13 protein-coding genes are annotated in these 18,708 nt (G+C 73.2%); 5 read left to right on the top strand and 8 right to left on the bottom strand.

Features of this window, described 5'->3' with window-relative positions; genetic code table 11:
* Positions 1-68: 68 nt before the first annotated feature.
* Together KIK05_RS41240 and KIK05_RS41235 are read left to right on the top strand one after the other, a co-directional pair.
* Entirely contained in the window at positions 69-1,628 is a 1,560-nt protein-coding gene (locus tag KIK05_RS41240; RefSeq protein ID WP_308250342.1) for an MFS transporter, read from the top strand.
* A 7-nt stretch (positions 1,629-1,635) separates the two neighbouring features.
* Positions 1,636-2,241 (top strand): TetR/AcrR family transcriptional regulator, encoded by a 606-nt coding sequence (locus KIK05_RS41235; RefSeq protein ID WP_214416346.1) that lies wholly within the window; start codon positions 1,636-1,638, stop codon positions 2,239-2,241.
* A 263-nt stretch (positions 2,242-2,504) separates the two neighbouring features.
* Here the strand turns inward: KIK05_RS41235 and KIK05_RS41230 are convergent, their stop codons facing one another.
* The 4 genes from KIK05_RS41230 to KIK05_RS41215 all read right to left on the bottom strand — a co-directional run bounded on the left by KIK05_RS41230 (position 2,505) and on the right by KIK05_RS41215 (position 8,444).
* A complete protein-coding gene (locus KIK05_RS41230; RefSeq protein WP_214416345.1) occupies positions 2,505-3,146 on the bottom strand; it encodes a class I SAM-dependent methyltransferase in 642 nt (213 codons plus the stop codon).
* A gap of 57 nt (positions 3,147-3,203) precedes the next feature.
* Positions 3,204-4,991 (bottom strand): NAD+ synthase, encoded by a 1,788-nt coding sequence (locus tag KIK05_RS41225; RefSeq protein WP_214416344.1) that lies wholly within the window; start codon positions 4,989-4,991, stop codon positions 3,204-3,206.
* Positions 4,992-5,174: 183 nt separating this feature from the next.
* Complete coding sequence (locus KIK05_RS41220; protein ID WP_214416343.1) at positions 5,175-7,142, bottom strand: sensor histidine kinase; 1,968 nt, start codon at positions 7,140-7,142, stop codon at positions 5,175-5,177.
* A gap of 96 nt (positions 7,143-7,238) precedes the next feature.
* Positions 7,239-8,444, bottom strand: coding sequence for an MDR family MFS transporter (locus KIK05_RS41215; RefSeq protein ID WP_214416342.1), 1,206 nt, complete (start codon positions 8,442-8,444; stop codon positions 7,239-7,241).
* Positions 8,445-8,516: 72 nt separating this feature from the next.
* Between KIK05_RS41215 and KIK05_RS41210 the strand changes: the two genes are divergently transcribed.
* A complete protein-coding gene (locus tag KIK05_RS41210; protein WP_214416341.1) occupies positions 8,517-9,479 on the top strand; it encodes a DUF5937 family protein in 963 nt (320 codons plus the stop codon).
* An 8-nt stretch (positions 9,480-9,487) separates the two neighbouring features.
* On the opposite strand, the gene KIK05_RS41205 is transcribed toward KIK05_RS41210, so the two are convergent.
* Entirely contained in the window at positions 9,488-10,567 is a 1,080-nt protein-coding gene (locus KIK05_RS41205) for an expansin EXLX1 family cellulose-binding protein (protein ID WP_214416340.1), read from the bottom strand.
* Between the two features lie 298 nt (positions 10,568-10,865).
* On the opposite strand from KIK05_RS41205, the gene glnA2 reads away from it, so the two are divergent.
* Together glnA2 and KIK05_RS41195 are read left to right on the top strand one after the other, a co-directional pair.
* The gene (gene glnA2, locus KIK05_RS41200; RefSeq protein ID WP_214416339.1) at positions 10,866-12,227 is read left to right on the top strand and encodes a gamma-glutamylpolyamine synthetase GlnA2; all 1,362 of its coding nucleotides are present in this window, start codon (positions 10,866-10,868) and stop codon (positions 12,225-12,227) included.
* A 316-nt stretch (positions 12,228-12,543) separates the two neighbouring features.
* On the top strand, positions 12,544-13,275 hold the full coding sequence (locus tag KIK05_RS41195) for a hypothetical protein (protein WP_214416338.1): 732 nt from the start codon (positions 12,544-12,546) through the stop codon (positions 13,273-13,275).
* Positions 13,276-13,302: 27 nt separating this feature from the next.
* On the opposite strand, the gene KIK05_RS41190 is transcribed toward KIK05_RS41195, so the two are convergent.
* The 3 genes from KIK05_RS41190 to KIK05_RS41180 form a co-directional block, all read right to left on the bottom strand.
* Positions 13,303-15,036 (bottom strand): TRAFAC clade GTPase domain-containing protein, encoded by a 1,734-nt coding sequence (locus tag KIK05_RS41190; RefSeq protein WP_214416337.1) that lies wholly within the window; start codon positions 15,034-15,036, stop codon positions 13,303-13,305.
* On the bottom strand, positions 15,036-17,381 hold the full coding sequence (locus tag KIK05_RS41185; protein WP_214416336.1) for a GAP1-N2 domain-containing protein: 2,346 nt from the start codon (positions 17,379-17,381) through the stop codon (positions 15,036-15,038). Before KIK05_RS41185 ends, KIK05_RS41190 begins: the two co-directional genes overlap by 1 nt.
* A gap of 152 nt (positions 17,382-17,533) precedes the next feature.
* On the bottom strand, positions 17,534-18,706 hold the full coding sequence (locus KIK05_RS41180; RefSeq protein WP_214416335.1) for a TRAFAC clade GTPase domain-containing protein: 1,173 nt from the start codon (positions 18,704-18,706) through the stop codon (positions 17,534-17,536).
* Between the last annotated feature and the right edge of the window lie 2 nt (positions 18,707-18,708).

Genomic DNA, 18,708 nt, shown 5'->3' with positions numbered 1-18,708 from the left:
CGCTACGGTGGCGTAGCGAAACTCAACCGTATCGAAACTGGACTACTGATTCCTAACTGGGGGGCACAGTGGATCAACCGACAGGTCACCCGCGCCGATGGCAGATCCTCGGCGTGATGGTGTTCAGCCTGCTGGCCATCGTCCTTGACAACACGATTCTGAACGTCGCACTGAAGGTGATCTCCGACCCGGTCGCCGGGCTCGGGGCCACCCAGAGCCAGCTCGAGTGGGCGATCAACTCCTACACACTTGTCTTCGCGGGCCTGTTGTTCACCTTCGGCGTGCTGGGCGACCGGTTCGGGCGCAAGCGCATGTTGCAGGTCGGCATGGTGCTGTTCGGCCTGGCCTCCCTCGCCAGCGCCTACTCGCAGGACCCGACACAGCTGATCTTCGCTCGGGCGGCCATGGGCCTCGGCGGCGCCGCCGTCATGCCCGCGACCTTGGCGATCATCTCCAACGTCTTCGCGCCCCAGGAGCGCGGCAAGGCCATCGGCATCTGGGCGGGCGGCGTCGGCCTCGCCATCGCCATCGGCCCGATCACCGGCGGCCTGCTGCTGGAGCACTTCTGGTGGGGCTCGGTGTTCCTGGTCAACGTGCCGGTCGTGGCCATCAGCTCGGTGCTGATCGCGTTCCTGGTGCCCGAGTCGAGGAACCCCGACAAGGCCCAGCTCGACCCCGTCGGCGTGCTGCTGTCGATCATCGGTCTGGTCGGCGTGGTCTACGGCATCATCAAGGGCGGCGAGCTCGGCACGGTGACCGACCCCGAGGTCTGGGCGCCCGGCATCGCCGGTGTCCTGGTGCTCGCGGCCTTCGTCTGGCACGAGCGCCGTACGGCCCACCCCGCCTTCGACGTGCGGTACTTCGGCATCGCCAGGTTCTCCACGGCCGTCGCCAGCGTCGGCCTGGTGTTCTTCGCGATGATGGGCGTGATGTTCTTCATGGCGTTCTACCTGCAGATCGTCAAGAACTACACCCCGCTGGAGGCCGGCGCCCTCGTCCTGCCGTTCGCCGCGGCCCAGCTGATCTTCTCCCCGCTGAGCGCCCAGATGGTGCGGCGGTTCGGCGGCAAGGCCGTCGCCACCACCAGCCTGGTGGTCGTGGCCGGCGCGCTGGTGAGCTACTCCTTCCTCAAGGTCGACACCCCGATCTGGGTCTTCGAGATCATCGGTTTCGTCCAGGGCGCGGCCATGGCCAACATCAACCCGCCGGCGACCGAGGCCGTCATGTCCTCGCTGCCGCGCGAGAAGGCCGGCGTGGGCTCGGCCATGACCAACACCGTCCGGCAGGTGGGCGGCGCGCTCGGCGTGGCCATCCTCGGGTCGATCCTGTCGGCCACCTACCGTGACAACATGGCCCCGGCGCTGTCCGTGCTCCCGGAGAACATCCGGCACACCGCGGGCGAGTCGATCACGGCCACCATGGGCGTCGCCCAGGCGCTCGGCCCCCGCGGCGCCGCGCTCGTCGCGCCCGCCAAGCAGGCGTTCATGGACGGCATGCACATCACCGCCCTGTGCGGCGCCGTGGTCGCGCTGATCGGGGCAGCGGTCGTCGCCAAGTGGCTTCCCGGCAAGCAGCCGGCCGATGCGGTGCCGACACGCCCCGAAAGCAAGGAACCGGCAGTAGTGTGATCTGACCATGGTGACTGAGCAGATGGGGGCGGCGCGCACGCCGGGCCGTCCCCGCAGCGAGAAGGCGGAGAAGGCGATCATCGACGCGACGATCGACATGCTCGCCGAGGGCACCGGCGTGGCCGAGCTGTCCATCGAGGCGATCGCCGCGCGGGCGGGCGTCGGGAAGACCACCATCTACCGGCGCTGGTCCAACAAGGAGGACCTCGTCGTCGACGCGCTCGCCACCCTCAAGCCGCCGCTGCCGGAGCTGCCCGGGAAGTCCGTGCGCGACGACATCATCAGCTACCTCGAGCTGATGCGGCAGGAGAGCAGCCACGCGCGTACCCGCTGCATCATCAACATCGCGCTGGGCGAGTCCGACCGCTTCCCGCATCTCGCCGAGCGGTTCCGCGAGATCGCCGTCAAGCCGCGACGGGAGGCGCTGCGCAGGATCATCCAGCGCGGCGTCGACAGCGGCGAGCTGCGCCCCGACGTCGACGTCGAGGTGGCGATGGCGACGCTGAGCGGCACGATGCTGTTCCTCACCAAATGGCGCGACCTCGACGACGCCCTCTCCCCCGACATCGCCGTACGCATCACCGACCAGATGCTCACAGGCCTACGCCCCTGACCGGCGACCCACCGGCCCCATCTCCACGCCCGACCCGCGCCGCTCCTCTACCGGAGCGCGCGGGTCGCGTGTTCCCAGGAGTCTTCGTGCCCGACCCGCGCCGCTCCTCCACCGGAGGGCGCGGGTCGTGTATTCCAGCGGCGTCCGAGGCGCCCTCACCTGCTGTCAGTGCGTACTTCCCGGCGCCGGTACGGGCGGGACGAGGGTACGGCGAAGGCGGCGCCGTCGTACGGCGGGGCGCGTTCCGGGCGGAGGCGCCGGGGTCAGGGGCGGCGGGCCAGGAGGTAGGCGCGGCGGGTCTCGACCTCGTGGGGGTAGTTGACGCGCTCCATGCGCATCTCCACGGCGAAGCCCGCCTCCTCCAGGAGACCGGCGACGTGCGAGGGGTCGAGGAAGCGGAAGTCGACGTCGACCTTCTGCCCCCACAGCTCCTCCACGTGCCGCACCTCCGAGCCGACGTGGAACGACACGAGGAGGAGACCCGAGGGGCGCAGCACCCGGTAGGCCTCCCCGACGGCCCGGCGGAGGTCGTCCGGGTGGATGTGGATGATCGAGTAGAACGCGACCGCCGAGCCGAACTCGCCGTCCTCGGCCGGGAGCGCCACCAGGTCGCCCTCGCGGAACTCCACTTCCGGATACTCCCGGCGGCCCACCGCCACCATGCCGGGGGACAGGTCGATGCCGACGGTCGTCGCCCCGCGCGCCGCGAGCCAGGCCGCGACGTGCCCCGGCCCGCAGCCGAGGTCGGCGATCGGCGTACCGGGCTCCGTCTGCTCGGCGAGGGCCGCCAGCAGCGCCCGGTCGAGCGGCTTGCCGGCGAGCTCGTCACCCAGGTTGGCCAGGTACTTCTCGGCTACGGTGTCATAACTCCGGCGAACGGTGTCGATGCCGCCAAGATCTCCCATGTCGCCCAGCATGGCACAGCCCTGCGAACCGCCCGCCGCACCGGCCCCGGGCGAGCGTCAGGCGGTGGTCTCCCGCCAGCGGTTGGTGATCGGAAGGCGGCGGTCGCGGCCGAAGTTCTTGGGGGTGATCTTGGGGCCCGGGGGATACTGGCGGCGCTTGTACTCCGCGAGGTCGACCAGGCGGATCACTCTCGTCACGAGCTCGGGGTCGTGCCCCGCCGCGATCAGCTCGCCCTTGCCCATGTCGTGCTCGACGTAGTCGGAGAGCAGCCGGTCGAGCACGTCGTACGGCGGGAGGGAGTCGGTGTCGCGCTGGTCGGGCCGGAGCTCGGCGCTGGGCTCCTTGGTGATGGAGTTCTCCGGGATGGGCGGCACGGCGAAGGGGTGCAGCAGGTCGTTCTCGTGGCCGACCTGGGCGTTGCGCCAGGTGGACAGCTGCCACACCATCGTCTTCAGGACGTCCTTGATGGGCGCGAAGCCGCCCGCCGAGTCGCCGTAGAGGGTGGAGTAGCCGGTGGCGAGCTCGCTCTTGTTGCCCGTCGTGAGGACCAGGTGGCCGTGCTCGTTGGACAGGCTCATGAGCAGCATGCCCCGCACCCGCGCCTGGAGGTTCTCGGCGGCCAGGCCGTGCAGGTCGATCTCCTTCTCGAAGGCGTCGACGATGCCCTCGATCGGCACCACCCGGGAGTTGAGCCCCTGCCGCTCGACGAGGTCCTGCGCGTCGCTGACCGAATGCTCGGAGGAGTGGCGGGAAGGCATGAGCACCACATGGACCTGCCCGGGGCCGACGGCGTCGGCCGCGATGGTGGCCGTCAGCGCCGAGTCGATGCCTCCCGACAGGCCGAGGATGACCGACCGGAAGCCGTTCTTGGTGAAGTAGTCGCGGACGCCGAGGACCAGCGCGGAGTAGACCTCCTCGAGGTCGTCCAGGCGCGGTGCCACGGTCGGCGGCTCGGGGGTGTAGGCGGGAAGCGGCTCGGACGACAGCTCCAGCCGCTCGACGGTGATCGTGGTGCCGTCTCCGGCGTCGACCGGGAAGGAGCCGGGACGGGCGGCCGGGTCGGCGAGCGGCAGCTCCAGGTCGGTGACCAGCAGCTCCTCGCGGAACTGGCCCGCGCGGGCGACCAGCTCGCCCGCGGCGTCGACCACGATCGAGTCGCCGTCGAAGATCAGCTCGTCCTGGCCGCCCACCTGGTTGGCGTACGCCAGGGCGCACCCGGCCTCGCGGGCACGGTTGGCGCACAGCTCCAGCCGGACGTCGTCCTTCTCGCGCTCGTAGGGCGAGGCGTTGGGCACCACGAGCAGCCCCGCGCCGGCCTGGGCGACGGCGGCCACCGGCCCGCCGTCCTGCCAGAGGTCCTCGCAGACCGCGATCGCCACGTCGACACCATGGAGCCGGAAGATCGGGAGGCGGTCGCCGCGGATGAAATAGCGGTATTCGTCGAACACGCCGTAGTTGGGCAGGTGGTGCTTCGCCGTGCGCGTGACCACGCGGCCACGATGGATGAGCGCGGCGGCGTCGAGCGGCGCGCCCTTCGGCTGGCCCGGGCGCGGCGTGATGCCGGAGCGGTCGACGTATCCGACGACGACCGGGATCTCGCCGAGCCCCTCGTCGGCCAGCCGGGCGGCGGTGGCCGTGAGCGTGGCGATCGACGCGTCGACGAACGACGTGCGCAGCACCAGGTCCTCGACGGGATATCCGGTGAGGAACATCTCGGTGAACACGACCAGGTGCGCGCCGCGGTCGGCGGCGCGACGTGTCCACTCGACGAGCGTGTCGGCGTTGGCGGCGAGGTCGCCGACCGCGGGATTGGTCTGGGCGAGGGCTATACGCAGCTGTGGCACGGTCTCCACCTTACGTGCGGAGGTCACGAGGCGAACGGGCTGGATCGCCTCCTGTGGATGAAGAACGGCTATCCGCCCTCGCCTGTGGAAAACCAGGAGCCCCAGCCTGTTCCGCCCGCCCTGACGGGCAGCCGAGGCGCACAGGAGATGGAGGGGAGGGGAGGGTCCGCACGGGGATGCCGGTCACAGCGGGAGGACGGCCTCCACCATGGTGCCGCCACCGGGGGCGGGGGTCGCTACGCAGGTGCCGCCGAGCTCGGCCGCCCGCTCCCGCATGGACGCCAGCCCGACCCCCGCGCGGGGGCGGCCGGGGAGCCCGGCGCCGTCGTCCTCGACGCGGACCCGCAGCGCGTCCTCGCCTCGCTCGATCGTGATGGCGGCCTTCTCGGCGTGCGCGTGCCGCCGGACGTTGGTGAGCGCCTCCTGCACGATCCGGTACGCCGCGACCTCCACGGCCGCGGGCAATCCGTCCAGCTCGCCCGTCACCCGCACCGTCGTGGCGGGCGGCCCCTCGCCGGCGAGGGCGCGCACGGCGCCGCCGAGCCCGAGGTCGTCGAGCGCGGGCGGGCGCAGCCCGTACACCAGCTGCCTGATGTCGCCGGACACCGCGTCCATGCCGGTGCGCAGGTCGCGCAGCAGCGTGTCGGCGGAGTCGGGGGACTTCTTCAGGCTGCTGCGCGCCATGTTGATCGTCATGGCCATGCTGGAGAGCGTCTGCCCGAGGCCGTCGTGCAGGTCGCGGCGCAGGCGCCGGCGTTCCTCCTCGCGCGCGGCGAGGATCCGTTCACGGGAACGCTGCAGGTCGGCGGCCATGCGCACCGCGTGCGCCACGTCCGCGGCGTACGGGACGAGGGTGGCGAGCACCCGCTCGTCGTGCGCGGCGGGGAACCGCCGGGCCCCGGGGCGCCCCAGCAGCAGACGGCCGACGGTCTCCCCGTGCCACTCCAGCGGGATCTGCCTGGGGGAGTCGCCCACCTCGCCGTTCTCGACGTACCCCGGTTTGCCGTCGACCACCTCCACGGCCGCGCCCTCGACGGCGAGCCCGTCGCGCAGCACCCTCACCACCGACGACAGGGCCCTGGACGGGTCGGCCCGGCGTACCTCCTGGGTGAGGCGCTCGGCCAGCAGCCGCGGGTCGCCGACGCTGCCGTACAGCATGCGGTCGACCAGCCGCTGCAGCCAGCGCCGCAACGGCTGGAAGAACGCGCCGGTGAACAGCGCCGCGACCAGCCCGCCGATCTGGTGCTGCTCGGAGACCACCAGGCCCGCGAGGGCGCCGATGCCGAAGTAGACCGCGCTGACGACCGCGAGGATCCCGGCGGCGACGAAGGCCCGGCTGACGATCGTGTCGATCCCGTAGAGCCGGTAACGCATCACCGAGAAGGCGATCGCCACGGGCACCACGGCCGCCCAGACCGCCGCCATCGGCCACATGCCCGGGCCGAACAGCAGGAACAGCACGTACACCGCGAAGGCCAGCAGCGGCCAGGCGATCTGGCGCCGGCCCTCGGGGCCGGAGCGGTGGAACCGCGCGACCAGGGACAGCATCGCCAGGGCGACCGCCGCGATGATGCCCACCCACGCGACCGCGCTGATCACGTCGCCGTAGGGACGCAGCGCCTCGATCGCCAGGGGGTTCGGGATGAGGGCGGGCCGGGGGTTCGGGTGCGGCGCCGGCCGGACGATCTGCCGTACGAGCTCGACGGAGATCGACAGGACGCCGAGCGCGGCGACCGGCCACCAGCGGCGGGAGGGGAGCCTGCCGTCGGGGGAGAGCAGCGGCAGCAGCATGGCCAGGGATACGCCGGACACCGCCCAGCCGACCAGGTTGACGTATCGCAGGTGACCGGCGGCGACCAGGTGCCCGTCCGCGGCCATGCGGAACATCAGCATGCCGCAGAACTGGCTGATCCCGGCCGCCAGGCCGCCGGCGCACATCAGCCAGGCCATGCTCAGGCGGGGCCGCTGGTAGACCAGGAAGGCGCCCACCACGGGGAACATCAGGCCGGCGCCCGTGTCGGGGGTGGCCGGAGGACGGGGGCGCCACTCGGGCGGCAGCCCGACGTAGAGGCTCATGGCGGCGATGACGAGCAGCGGCGACCACGCCGCCGCGGCGGTGGCCGCCACCCGCGGCCCAGTGATCTTGACCATCCCCGCTTCCCTCCCCGACCGGGGACGGTAGCGCAGGTTTCCGGGCGGCGGCAGAGGGTTACGGTGCGCCGAAGGGTGACATTTTGGGAAAGGTGCTCACCCGGCGGCCGAGCGTCGGCGCACCGCCGGGGCGATCGCGAGCTGACCGAGGGCCCCGAGCAGGCCCATCGCGCCCACCGTCAGCCACAGGACCACCTGGCCGGACGCCAGCAGCCGGGTGCCGATCAGCGGCGCGAGCAGCCCGCCGACCGACCAGGCGAAACCGTACAGCCCGCTGTACCGGCCGCGCAGGTGCGCCGGGGCGAGCGCGGCGACGACCGCCCCGGCCATGCCCGCCGTGAGGACCTCGCCGATGGACCAGACGGCGACGGTGGCGGCGTACCCGGCGGTGGTGGACACCAGTGCCGTCAGCGCGAACCCCACGCCCACCACGGCCATGCCGATCGCCAGCATCAGGCTGGGGTCGCGCTTGCTCAGCCACGGGCTGATCAGGGGCTGGACGAGGACGATCAGCAGCCCGTTGACCGCCATGGCCACGCCGTACGACGTGGTGGGCAGGCCCTGGCCGGTCACCGCGAGCGGCATCGTGGTGAACGCCTGGAGGTAGACGAAGGTGTACAGCAGGCTGAACAGCACGTACGCCACCATCAGCCGGTCCTTCAGCACCTCGGCGAAGCCGCCGCCCTCGTGGCCGTTCTTCTCGGGCCGGGTCTCGGGCACCGCCCGCCACACCAGCAGGCCGAAGGCCAGCGAGGTCAGGGCGTCGATCCAGAACAACCAGGTGAAACCGGACTGGGCCAGCCAGCCGCCCGCGACCATCGCGACGGCGAACCCCATGTTGATCGCCCAGAACAGCAGGCCGAACGCCCTGGGCCGGTCGTCCGGCGAGATGAGGTCGGTCACCATGGCCTGGGACGCGGGCCGGTAGGCGTCGACCACCAGGCCCAGCACCGCCATCACGGCGACGATCGCGGGCAGCGACGTGCTGTACCCGAGGACGATCATCGCGGCGGCCGTCGCGACCATGCCGCCCGTCAGGGTCGCCCTGCGGCCGATGTGGTCGGCCAGCCAGCCCGCCACCAGCTGCGACAGCAGCGAGCCGACGCCGAACACCGCCATGACCACCCCGGCCGTCGCGAGCGGCATGTGCCGCGCCTGGGTCAGGTACACGCCGATGAAGGGCTCGACCATGGTGCCGAGCCGGTTGACGAAGGTGCCGCCGAAGAGCACCCAGAACGCCCGGGGGAGGCCGCCGACGCGAGACTGCAGGAGGGAGGGTTTGGTGGTGGTTGCGCTGGTCACGGGCACCACTTTTGGACATTGTCCCGCGCTCGTGCCAATCTTTTAGCTCTGGCTAAAACCTCGGGGGCGCGGGTGGGGATCCAGTGGCGGTTCGGGGCCGACGACCTGGCCCGGCTCCGCTTCGCCTTCTCACCGCTGTGGGAGCTGGTCGCGAGCCTGCGGGTGCTGCAGGTCCCCGCGCGCCACTCCCTTCACCTGCCCTGGCTGCGCGCCGTACGGCCCCGGCTCGGCGCGATCGACCTGTCGGAGCTGTTCGCCCTGGTGCCCGCGCGCGGCTACATGCCCGACTTCCTCACCCCGCCCCCGGACACCCTGCTGCCCGACTTCACCGCCGAACTCGACAGGGTACGGCGGACGCCGCCCGCCCGGGCGGCCGAGGAGGCCGGATGGGCGATGACGGGCGACCGGCGGGCCGTCGCCCGGTTCCAGGCCGACCCGGTCGCGGGGATCGAGCGGGTGACGGCCACCCTCGCCGCCTACTGGGAGCTGGCGCTCGCCGAATTCTGGCCGCGGGTTTACGGCCTGCTGGAGGCCGACGTGATGCGGCGCACCAGGCGGCTGGCCGCCGGCGGCGCCAGGGAGCTGTTCGCCGACCTGCACCCCTCCGTGAGCTGGAAGGGGGACCGGCTCTTCACCCGGGGCAGCTACGACCACTCCGGGGAGATCGGCGGCGACGGGCTGCTGCTGGTGCCGAGCGTGTTCCGCTGGCCCGAGATCGCCGTCATGATCGAGCCGTACCAGCCCATGCTCGTCTACCCGGCGCACGGTGTGGGCACCGTCTGGGACGCCGGCCCGCCGCCCGCCCCCGGCGCGCTCGCCGCGCTGATCGGCAGGACGCGCGCACAACTGCTGCTCGCCCTCCGCGAGCCCGCCTCCACCACGGCCCTGGCCAGGCGGGTGTCGCTGACCCCCGGCGCGGTCTCCCAGCACCTTTCGGTGCTCGGCGGCAACGGCCTGGTCACCCGCAGGCGGCTCGGCCGCGAGGTGCTCTACCAGCGCACGGCCACCGGGGACGCCCTGGTCGGCGGCTCCTGAAACCCGCCTCAGCAGAAGAAGGGGCGGGCCGAGGGGAGCGCGGCCAGCGGCGGGCCCTCGGCGCCGTCGTGCCCCGAGACCGCGCTGCCGGACTTCTCGGGCGTCGGCGAGGGACTCGCCGGCGGCTCGCCGGACGCCCCGCCCCGCGAGGCGGACGCCCCGCCCCGCGAGGCGGACGGCCGCGGCCCGGCCTCCTTCGAGGAGCTCGCGCGGGCGGGGCCACGCCCGGGGACCCGGCCGGCCTCGTGGCGGGCACTGTGCGCGGAGGCCCCCTCCACCCCTTTCCCCGGTGTGCCGGCGGCCGGGGAGGAAGGCGGCGGTGGTACGTGGGCGGCCGGAGAGGAGGGCGGCGTCGCCATGCGGGCGGCCGGTGGCTGCCCCGTGCGGTACAGCCGGCGCGAGGTGCGCTGGAGATCCCCGGGGGCCAGCAGCAGACCGCCCACGACCAGCCGCTGGCCGTACACGTCGGTGAGGCGCACGGTGTACGGCCCGGGGCCGGCGCCCTCGGCGGCCACCCAGTAGTTGTCGGACCGGCGGGACAGGGCCTGCCAGTGGCCGGAGCGGAGGATCTCCAGCCGCCGCAGGGGATTGCCGTGGTCGACGGCCTGGATGGCCAGCCAGCGCGCGGAGGAGCCCCTCTTGAGCCGGAAGCCCACCGGCTGCGCGACCTCGGGATTGCGCACCGTGTGGTAGGTGACCCGCACGAGCCTCCCGACGGGCCCGGCGACCCGCGCGAAGGCGGAGCGGCTCAGGTCGAGCTCGCCCGGGTCGCACGTCTCGCACCGGCCGGTCACCTGCACCCGCACCGTGCCTTGCGGACCGGAGACGTCGAGATAGGCCCCGCAGGCGGCCGAGCCGGCGTACTCCTCGGTCGAGACCGCCGCGACCAGGTCGCCGATCACCGCTCCCGCGAGCGAGCAGTCGCCGCCGCCCGGCCAGGCGTCGTCGTGCCTGCGGAGCCCGGACGCTCCGGCTCCCGTGGCGGCGCAGGCGGCGTCCTTGCCGGCGCGGGCGCCGAGCGCCAGGAGCGCGAGCGCCGTCGCCATCGACACGCCCCACGCCAGGCGCTGCCGCCGATCCGTGTTCATGGCCTCCCCCTCGCCCACGTCAGGCTTGACGAACACGCTGCGATATCATGGTGTCACATTACGTGATGATGGCCTGTTCCGGTGATTCACGCCGCGATGTCGGGCAGACGCCCAGGTCGGAGGGCATGTTGCCGTGTCGGGTGAGCGGAGTTGTGCGCGGAGCTGCTCTCCCGCGTAACGTGTCCGAAACACCAAGCGGGCAGACTGGTAGAAGACCAGACATGTCTTCCGCCGACTCAGAGAATGGCTCAGCGCGACGACGATGGTGTCCGATCACCGTCCGGCAGAAGGGGATGCCTTGGACCGCCAGCAGGAGTTCGTGCTCCGCACACTGGAAGAGCGCGACATCCGGTTCATCCGTTTGTGGTTCACCGACGTCCTCGGGTTCCTCAAATCGGTGGCGATCGCCCCTGCCGAGCTCGAGGGGGCCTTCGCCGAGGGCATCGGCTTCGACGGGTCGGCCATCGAGGGCTTCGCCCGGGTCCACGAGTCCGACATGCTGGCCAAGCCCGACCCCGGCACGTTCCAGATCCTGCCGTGGCGCAGCGAGACGCCGGGCGCGGCGCGCATGTTCTGCGACATCCTCATGCCCGACGGCTCGCCCTCCCACGCCGACCCGCGCTGGGTGCTCAAGCGCACGCTCGCCAAGGCCGCCGACATGGGCTTCACCTTCTACACCCACCCCGAGGTGGAGTTCTTCCTGCTGAAGGAGCGCCCCGAAGAGGGCCGCAGGCCCGTCCCCATCGACTCCGGCGGCTACTTCGACCACACCCCGCACAGCTCCGGCCACGACTTCCGCCGCAACGCGATCATGATGCTCGAGGCCATGGGCATCTCGGTGGAGTTCAGCCACCACGAGGGCGCCCCCGGCCAGCAGGAGATCGACCTGCGGTACGCCGACGCGCTCACCACCGCCGACAACATCATGACCTTCCGGCTGGTGATGAAGGAGGTCGCGCTGGAGCAGGGCGTCTGGGCGTCGTTCATGCCCAAGCCCTTCACCGAGTACCCCGGCTCCGGCATGCACACCCACATGTCGCTGTTCGAGGGCGACCGCAACGCCTTCTACGAGCCCGGCGCCGAGTACCAGCTCTCCAAGATCGGCCGCTCGTTCATCGCCGGCCTGCTGAAGCACGCCGCCGAGATCACCGCCGTCTGCAATCAGTGGGTCAACTCCTACAAGCGGCTGTGGGGCGGCGCCGAGGCCATCGCGGGGCTCGGCGGCGAGGCGCCGAGCTACATCAGCTGGGGCCACAACAACAGGTCGGCGCTGGTGCGCGTCCCGATGTACAAGCCCCACAAGGGCGGCTCCACGCGCGTGGAGTTCCGGTCGCTCGACTCCGCCTGCAACCCCTACCTGGCCTACGCGGTGATCCTCGCCGCCGGCCTGAAGGGCATCGAGGGCGGGTACGAGATGCCCCCCGGCGCCGAGGACGATGTGTGGGCGCTGACCAGCGCCGAGCGGCGCGCCCTCGGCATCGAGCCGCTGCCGCAGAGCCTCGACGAGGCGATCACCACCATGGAGCGCAGCGAACTGGTCGCCGAGACCCTCGGGGAGCACGTCTTCGACTACTTCCTGCGCAACAAGCGCGCCGAGTGGCACGAGTACCGCCGCCAGGTCACCGAGTTCGAGCTCGGCCGCTACCTGCCGGTGCTGTAGGTCTTCCGGGCGGCCTCTTCTCCGATTGGGCGAAGAGGTCGTCCGTCATCCGGGAATCAGGCGTCCACCTCGGTCGTTGCCAGTCAGTGCGAACGCTCCCCGGGCGCACCGGGGCCCGGACGGCGCGGGCCGGGCAAGGGCGAAGTGGTCGTTCACGCCATCTCGCCGCAGGTCGTCACCTCGCCGTCACGCCGGGCTAACGGGTCCGTCATCGCCACCTGGTGCGATGTTGGCAGGGGAGTACGCGTAAAATGTGACGCTATCTCACTAAATTTACGAGTTGTCGCTCCATGTGCTGGGGCGTGGGGGTGCTGGCATGACGACTTCCGCCGGTCTGCAGACCGAGCTCACCGTTCCGGCTCGTTTCCGTGGCCCCGAGGGCATGGCCAACGGCGGCTGGATCGCCGGCACGCTCGCCGGCACCTTGGCGGGCACGCTGGACGCCTCGCACGCGCTCGAGGTGACTCTGCACCGGCCGATTCCCCTCGAGACCGGGCTGGCCATCGGTCACATGGCGAACTCGGTCTCGCTGTCCCACGACGGGCAGCTGCTCGCCGAGGCGATCCCCGTGGCGGAGGACATCACACCGCCGCCGTTCGTGCCGTTCAACCAGGCCGCCCGCGCCGAGGCCGGGTTCCCCGGGCTCACCGGGGAGCACCCCGTGCCCGGCTGCTTCGTCTGCGGGCTGCGCAACCCCGGTGACGGTCTGCGGATCTTCCCTGGCCCGGTCAAGGGCGCCGACGTGGTCGCCGCCGGCTGGCGCGTCCCGGTGACCGTCACCGACGAGAACGGCGTGGTGCCGAGCGCGCTGGTATGGGCGGCGCTCGACTGCCCCACCGGCTGGGCGCACGACGTCCCCGGTGGCCCGGGGCTGCTCGGCCGCATCACCGCCCAGGTGTTCCGCCGGGTCTACCCCAACGGCACCTACTCCGTCGTGGGCCGGGCGAGCGGCCGCGAGGGGCGCAAGCTGTTCGGCGAGAGCGCGGTCTACGAGGTCGACGGCACCCTGGTCGGCGCCGCCAAGGCCACCTGGATCCTGCCCGCCTGACCACGACGCACGAGTCTCGCCGCGGTCTCACCAGATCGCGGCGAAGCCTGTGACCAGCGCGAACGCCACGGCGGCGCTCAGGGCGAGCGTGCCCGCTCCGACGACCACCGACAGGGCGAAGATCGACCAGCGGAACAGCCGGTAGCCGAGGGGCGCCCGCCCCTCGGCCACCCTGCCCCCGGCCCATGGCTCGCGCAGGTCCGCAGTGGTGACCTCGGCGTCCTCGGCGGGCGGCGGGGACGCCAGCGGCAGGCCGGTCAGCCAAGCCAGCAGCACGACGATCGCGGCGTCGTCCGCGGGCAGCCCCGAGGCCAGGTAACGCACCTCGCCCGCCGTCTTCGCCAGGTCGCGCACCATGTTCCCCAGGCCCACGCCGTCGAACCAGCCGGGCAGGTGTTCGCAGTCCTGCCCGACGGCCGTGCGCCGCAGCAGGTCCGCCTTGGTGACCACCACGGCGACCCGCTTCTGCCGCCCGCCGTCCTCGCGGGCGGCGAGCTCGTTCCTGACCCGCTGGAAGGTGTCGGCCGGGTCCTCCGGGGACAGCACCACCCCCGCGGCCCGCAGCTCGTCCCGCTCACCGGGTGAAAGCCCCTGCTGCACCAGGGGCAGGGCGAAGGGGTCCACCACGATGAGCATCGCCTCGGTGTGGGCCAGGTAGGACATCTCCTCGACCCCGGCGGCCCCGGTGAAGCCCTCGCCGGAAGGGTCGAACAGGTACAGCAGGCGGTTCCCGCTCCGCGACCGCGAACCGGGCAGCGTGACGTCCACCATGGTCGCCGACGGGGCCGCCGTCGTCGTCTTGGCCACCTTGCCCGCCCGCAGCTCCTCCCGCGACCGGGCGAAGGCGATCTCGTCGCCCCGCACCACGAAACCGGCCCGCCCGCTGGCCGCCTTCACCGCCCGGTGCAGGGCGCTGATCGCCAGCACCATGAACGTCGTCTTGCCCGCGTCCGGGCCGCCCACGAACGGCAGCGGCTCGATCCGCACCCGGCCGATCCGGGGCGGCAGGGCCCGGCCGCAGTTCGGGCAGTACGCCTGCAGCCGGAAACGGCCGAGCACGATCGCGGTGGGAAGCCGCGTGCCGCACCGGCACACGTGCCGGAACGCCCCGTCCTGGTTCGGGATCAACCGCCGGTGACGTTCCCCACAGGTCGGGCAGGCGTACTCGGGCAGGGCGATCCGGGCGTAGCACTGCGGATGCGGGCAGGTCTGCAGGATGCGCCGCACCAGCATGAAGGCCTGCTCGGCGCCGCGCAGCGCCAGCACGCAGGCGAGCCACAGCAGCGTGCCGACCGCCGTCACGACGCCGTACGCGGCGGCGAGCCCGGCGCCCAGTCCGGCCAGGGGCAGCAGGGTGAGGACCAGGCCGACGACCATGGCCAGCCAGATCGGCACCAGGAACAGGCCCTGGTAGCCCCCCATCAGCCACCGGGTGGCGGTGCGGAGCGCGAGGCCCGCGGTGCCGATCATCGCGGGGACGGCCGCGCGGAGGATCTGCCACCAGTCGCGGGACGCCTGGGTGAAAAGGTAGTGCCGGTAGGCCGGGTCGCGGCCCGCGTCCGGGTCGCCGGGGACGGCCGGCGAGAGGCCCTCGGCGGTGGCGGGCAGCAGGATGCGCGTGGCCCGCAACATGTAGTGCGCCAGCCCGGCCGCGGTCGCGGCCACCACCGTGACGGCGCAGGCGACGGGGAAGCCGTACAGGAACCCGAAGTACATGCAGACGGCCCAGACCGCCACTCCCAGCAGGACCGCGAGCGGCATCAGACGTCCTCGCGCTTCCAGGGCCGCCCGCGCCGGGGTCTCGTCATCTCCCTCAGGCCGTCCAGGAGCGCGGTGTCGTGCCGGAGGCGGGACTCCAGCGAGCGGGACACCCCCCAGCCGTCCAGCTCCGCCCTCGCCCACGAGTCCAGCGCCGCGGCCGCGGCCCCCGACACGTGGAGCCGTACGGCGATCTCCAGCAGGGCCAGGCGGTCGTCGCGCGTCCTGCGGCCGTCCAGCCAGGCCCGGACCAGGGCCGCCCGGGGGCCGTCGGGCAGCGATCGGGCGACCTCGGCGCGGAACGCCGCGTCGCGCCCGGCCAGCCACCGCGCCGCGGCCGCCGTCGCCTCGCGCAGGAGCTCCTCGTGGGCCTCCTGCCGGAGGTCGTCCAGGCGGCGGAGAAGCGTGGCGGCGTCACCGGGACCGCCCGCCGCGCCGGCGGCCGCGGCGAGGAGCACGGCCTCGGCGTCCCTGGAGGGATAGCCGGGCACGCGGTCGCGCACCAGTTCGGCGAGCCGTACCGTGCCGGGGGAGCCGAGGCCCTCGGCCAGGAACGCGCGGGCCGGCAGGTCGCGCAGGTGCGGGGAGGCGTCCATGGCGGGGCCGAGCCGGGCGACCAGGTCGGCGCACTCGGCCGCTCCCGGCGCCTCCTCCCAGATCAGCCCCAGCGCCTCGTCCCACTCGCCGGCCTCCCCGGGGAGGCCGGCGTCCGGGTCCGCGGCATCGGGGGAGGGGGCGAGGTGGAGCAGCCGCCCGGTGGCGTCGGCGCGGGAGAGGTGGCCGTGGCGTAGCCGGGAGAGCACCACCGCCGTCCCCGTCCGGGGGGTGGCCGACAGGTCGCGCGAGGCGAGCCGCTCGCACACCGCGCCGGTCAGCATCCGCTCGCGGACCTCTACGGTGGCCTCCTCCAGCCCCGGCAGGGCGCCGCCGAGCGCGCTCTCCCGCAGCTCGACCGGGAGGCCCTCGATCAGCCGTCCGAGGTCGCCCCTGCCGTCGCGGGCGAGGGCGCGGGCGGCGTGTTCGAGGCCCTCTGCGGCCACGGGCACGCCCATCGCGTGGGCCGTGCGGACGACGCGTCCCACCTCGTCCAGGTCGTGGGCGGCGGCGACCGCCCGCGCCGCCTCGGGGCGGAGGGCGTCACGCGTCTCGTCCCGCCGGGCGGGCGGCGGCGCGGGCAGGGCGCGGTCGCGCAGGGCCAGGACGGCGCACCGCGCCGCGCAGCGCTCGGCGACGTCGGCGGGGGCCAGGGCGCGGGCGGCGGAGGCCAGCTCGAACCCCATGCGCTCCGACGCCCGTCCGAGCTCGTGCCAGATCCACTCGGGCAGGCCGGGTGAGAGCGCGCGGGCCACGGCGGACTGCTCCTCGGCGGTCACACCGGGATCACCCCGGCAGAACGCCAGCAGCGCCGCGCCGCTCTCCGGATCGAAGCCGCCGCCGTCCTCCCGGCGGTCCTCGGTCTCCGGTCGCGCCCGCCCGTCCTCGGTCTCCGGCGGTACGTGGCCGCTCAGCTCGCCGATCGCGTCGATGCCCTCCAGATCGGTCCGCCGCCAGCAGTCGGCGATCGTGCGGGCGAAGCGGCCGGGAGGCGCGCCGGGCCCGCCGTCGGGGACGTCGAGGCGGACGACGGCGGCCTCGACGTCGGACGGCAGCCACACGTCCGGGGTGGTGCCCACGATGACCTGGGAGGCGGTGGCCGGGTCGGCGCTGTAGGTGAGGAACGGCAGCCGGGCCGCCACCGGCCACGGCAGCGAATAGGAGATCACCGCGATCCAGCGGACGATCTCCTCGACGTCCGGGCACACCAGCACGACGCGGCCGTGCCCCCGGGCGAGGGTGTGGCAGACGGTGGACAGCAGGGCGCCCAGCCGGGCGTAGGCCGCCTCGCCCTGCCGGGACAGCCAGTCCGACAGCCATTCGGGGTCGAGGTGGTCGCCGGGGGCGAGGTCGGACAGCTCGGGCAGGTCGCTGCCGGGGGAAGCGGGGGCGTCCGACCACACCGGCGACCGCCACAGCTCCACCGGCCTCAGCCCGGTCAGCTCGCCGGGACCGGCGACCACCGCGTGCCCGAGGAAGTTGCCGTACCGCCCGGAGTAGTCGCGTCCCAGGTAGACGCAGCGGGTCAGCACGCGGAACGCGCCCACCCGGCCGTAGCCGAGCGCGACGGGGAAGGCGGTGATCTCGTCCGGCGTGGGGGCCAGCGGGGCGGCGGGCGGCGGCCGGTAGGTGAGGAAGGCGGCCACCTGATCGGCGAGGCCGTGGGGGAGGCCCGGCGACCGGGCCACGAACTGGAACCCCGCCCGCCCGGCGGTGCCGGCCTCCGCCGAGGTGTAGTGCAGCTGCCAGGCCACCCGCCCTCACCCCCGCCCGCTTGAGGAGACCCGGCGGCTTGAGGAGGCCCGGCGGCTTGAAGAGGTCCGCCCGCTTGAAGAAGCACGCCCGCCGCCGGCGTGCCCGCGGACGAGACCCCTCCCGCCATCCGGGCGGCGGTACCCCGGTCCGGTCATCGGCGCGTCCCGGCGAGCATGCCGAACCTGTACAGCAGCCACAGCAGCGGATCCTCCACCCGGTAGGGGCGGATGCCGCCGGGCCCCACCCGGTCGGCGCCCGGTACGCCGCCGAGAGCCGACAGCCCGAACAGCGCGAAGTCGGTGAAGTGCTGACGCAGGTACCGGTCGACCATGCCCGCCTGCCATTCGTCCAGCAGGGCCCTGACCTGCTCGTGCACCGCGTCCCTGTCGTCGAGGTCGAGCGTGCCGGACGGGACGCGGGCGCGGTGCAGCGCCGACTGCGCGTCCATGCCCTCGCGCAGCGCGTCGATCTTGCTGAGCGCCACCGCGACCGGCACCTTCAGCCGCCCGCCCCCCGAACGGTCGCGCAGCAGCTCGGTCACCCTGCTGATCACGTTGATCGGATCGCTGTCGGGGTCGCCCGCGTTCAGGCCGCCCCTGGCCTGGGCGAGCCCGTCCAGCGAGGCCTTGGCCCCCGGCAGCTCCAGCGGGTCGACCAGGAACACCACGGCGTCGGCGGCGTTGAGGTAGCGCAGGTGGGTCTCGGTGGACTCGCGGCTGCGGAGGTCCTCCCCGGCCGTGTCGAAGAACACCAGGGTGAGCGACATCGTCCTGCTGCGCAGCCGCCCCGGCACCGTGCGCGTGAGCAGGTACACCAGCGGGTCGCGGGGCTCGGTCGCCGCCGGGCGCGTCGTGCTGAGCAGCCGCTGCTCGCCGTACAGCGGGCGGGCGAAGTCCTGCTTGTAGCGGGCGATCGTCCGGTCGTCGCAGGCCACGAGGGAGGCGTCCAGCTCGGCGCCGACCCGGTTGGTCAGCTCGTGCAGCAGTACGGCGATGTAGGTGCTCTTGCCGGACCCCTTGGCGCCGACCAGCGCGACGATCCGGCCCGGGTTGGCGCAGTACTCCGCCGGCAGCCGGTTGTGACACTCGGGGCACACCCGCCACCCGGTGGAGCGCCCGCAGTGCGGGCAGTCGGCCCGGCGGCCGGGCCTGCGCACCGAGAAGACCGGCGGCAGCGACGCGGCCGCGCTGGACCCGAGGTAGTCGGCCAGCGTCTCGTCCAGCCGCGCCTCGCAGCCGCCGCCGCGCCCGGCACGGCCCGCGCAGCGGAATGCGATCTTGTTCCGCTCCAGGCGGGCGAAGCAGAAGGGGCAGGTGACGACCAACG

Source organism: Sphaerisporangium fuscum, assembly GCF_018531465.1.
Taxonomy (GTDB): Bacteria; Actinomycetota; Actinomycetes; order Streptosporangiales; family Streptosporangiaceae; genus Sphaerisporangium; species Sphaerisporangium fuscum.
The sequence above is the reverse complement of the archived record's forward strand: the minus strand, read 5'-3'. Positions and strand labels throughout refer to the sequence as shown.

What these genes read in the sequence shown, in the direction of transcription:
- KIK05_RS41235 (WP_214416346.1), top strand. Translation starts at nt 1,636, where the DNA reads ATGGTGACTGAGCAGATGGGGGCGGCGCGCACGCCGGGCCGTCCCCGC.
- KIK05_RS41230 (WP_214416345.1), bottom strand. Translation starts at nt 3,146, where the DNA reads ATGGGAGATCTTGGCGGCATCGACACCGTTCGCCGGAGTTATGACACC.
- KIK05_RS41220 (WP_214416343.1), bottom strand. Translation starts at nt 7,142, where the DNA reads ATGGTCAAGATCACTGGGCCGCGGGTGGCGGCCACCGCCGCGGCGGCG.
- KIK05_RS41205 (WP_214416340.1), bottom strand. Translation starts at nt 10,567, where the DNA reads ATGAACACGGATCGGCGGCAGCGCCTGGCGTGGGGCGTGTCGATGGCG.
- KIK05_RS41195 (WP_214416338.1), top strand. Translation starts at nt 12,544, where the DNA reads ATGACGACTTCCGCCGGTCTGCAGACCGAGCTCACCGTTCCGGCTCGT.
- KIK05_RS41190 (WP_214416337.1), bottom strand. Translation starts at nt 15,036, where the DNA reads ATGCCGCTCGCGGTCCTGCTGGGAGTGGCGGTCTGGGCCGTCTGCATG.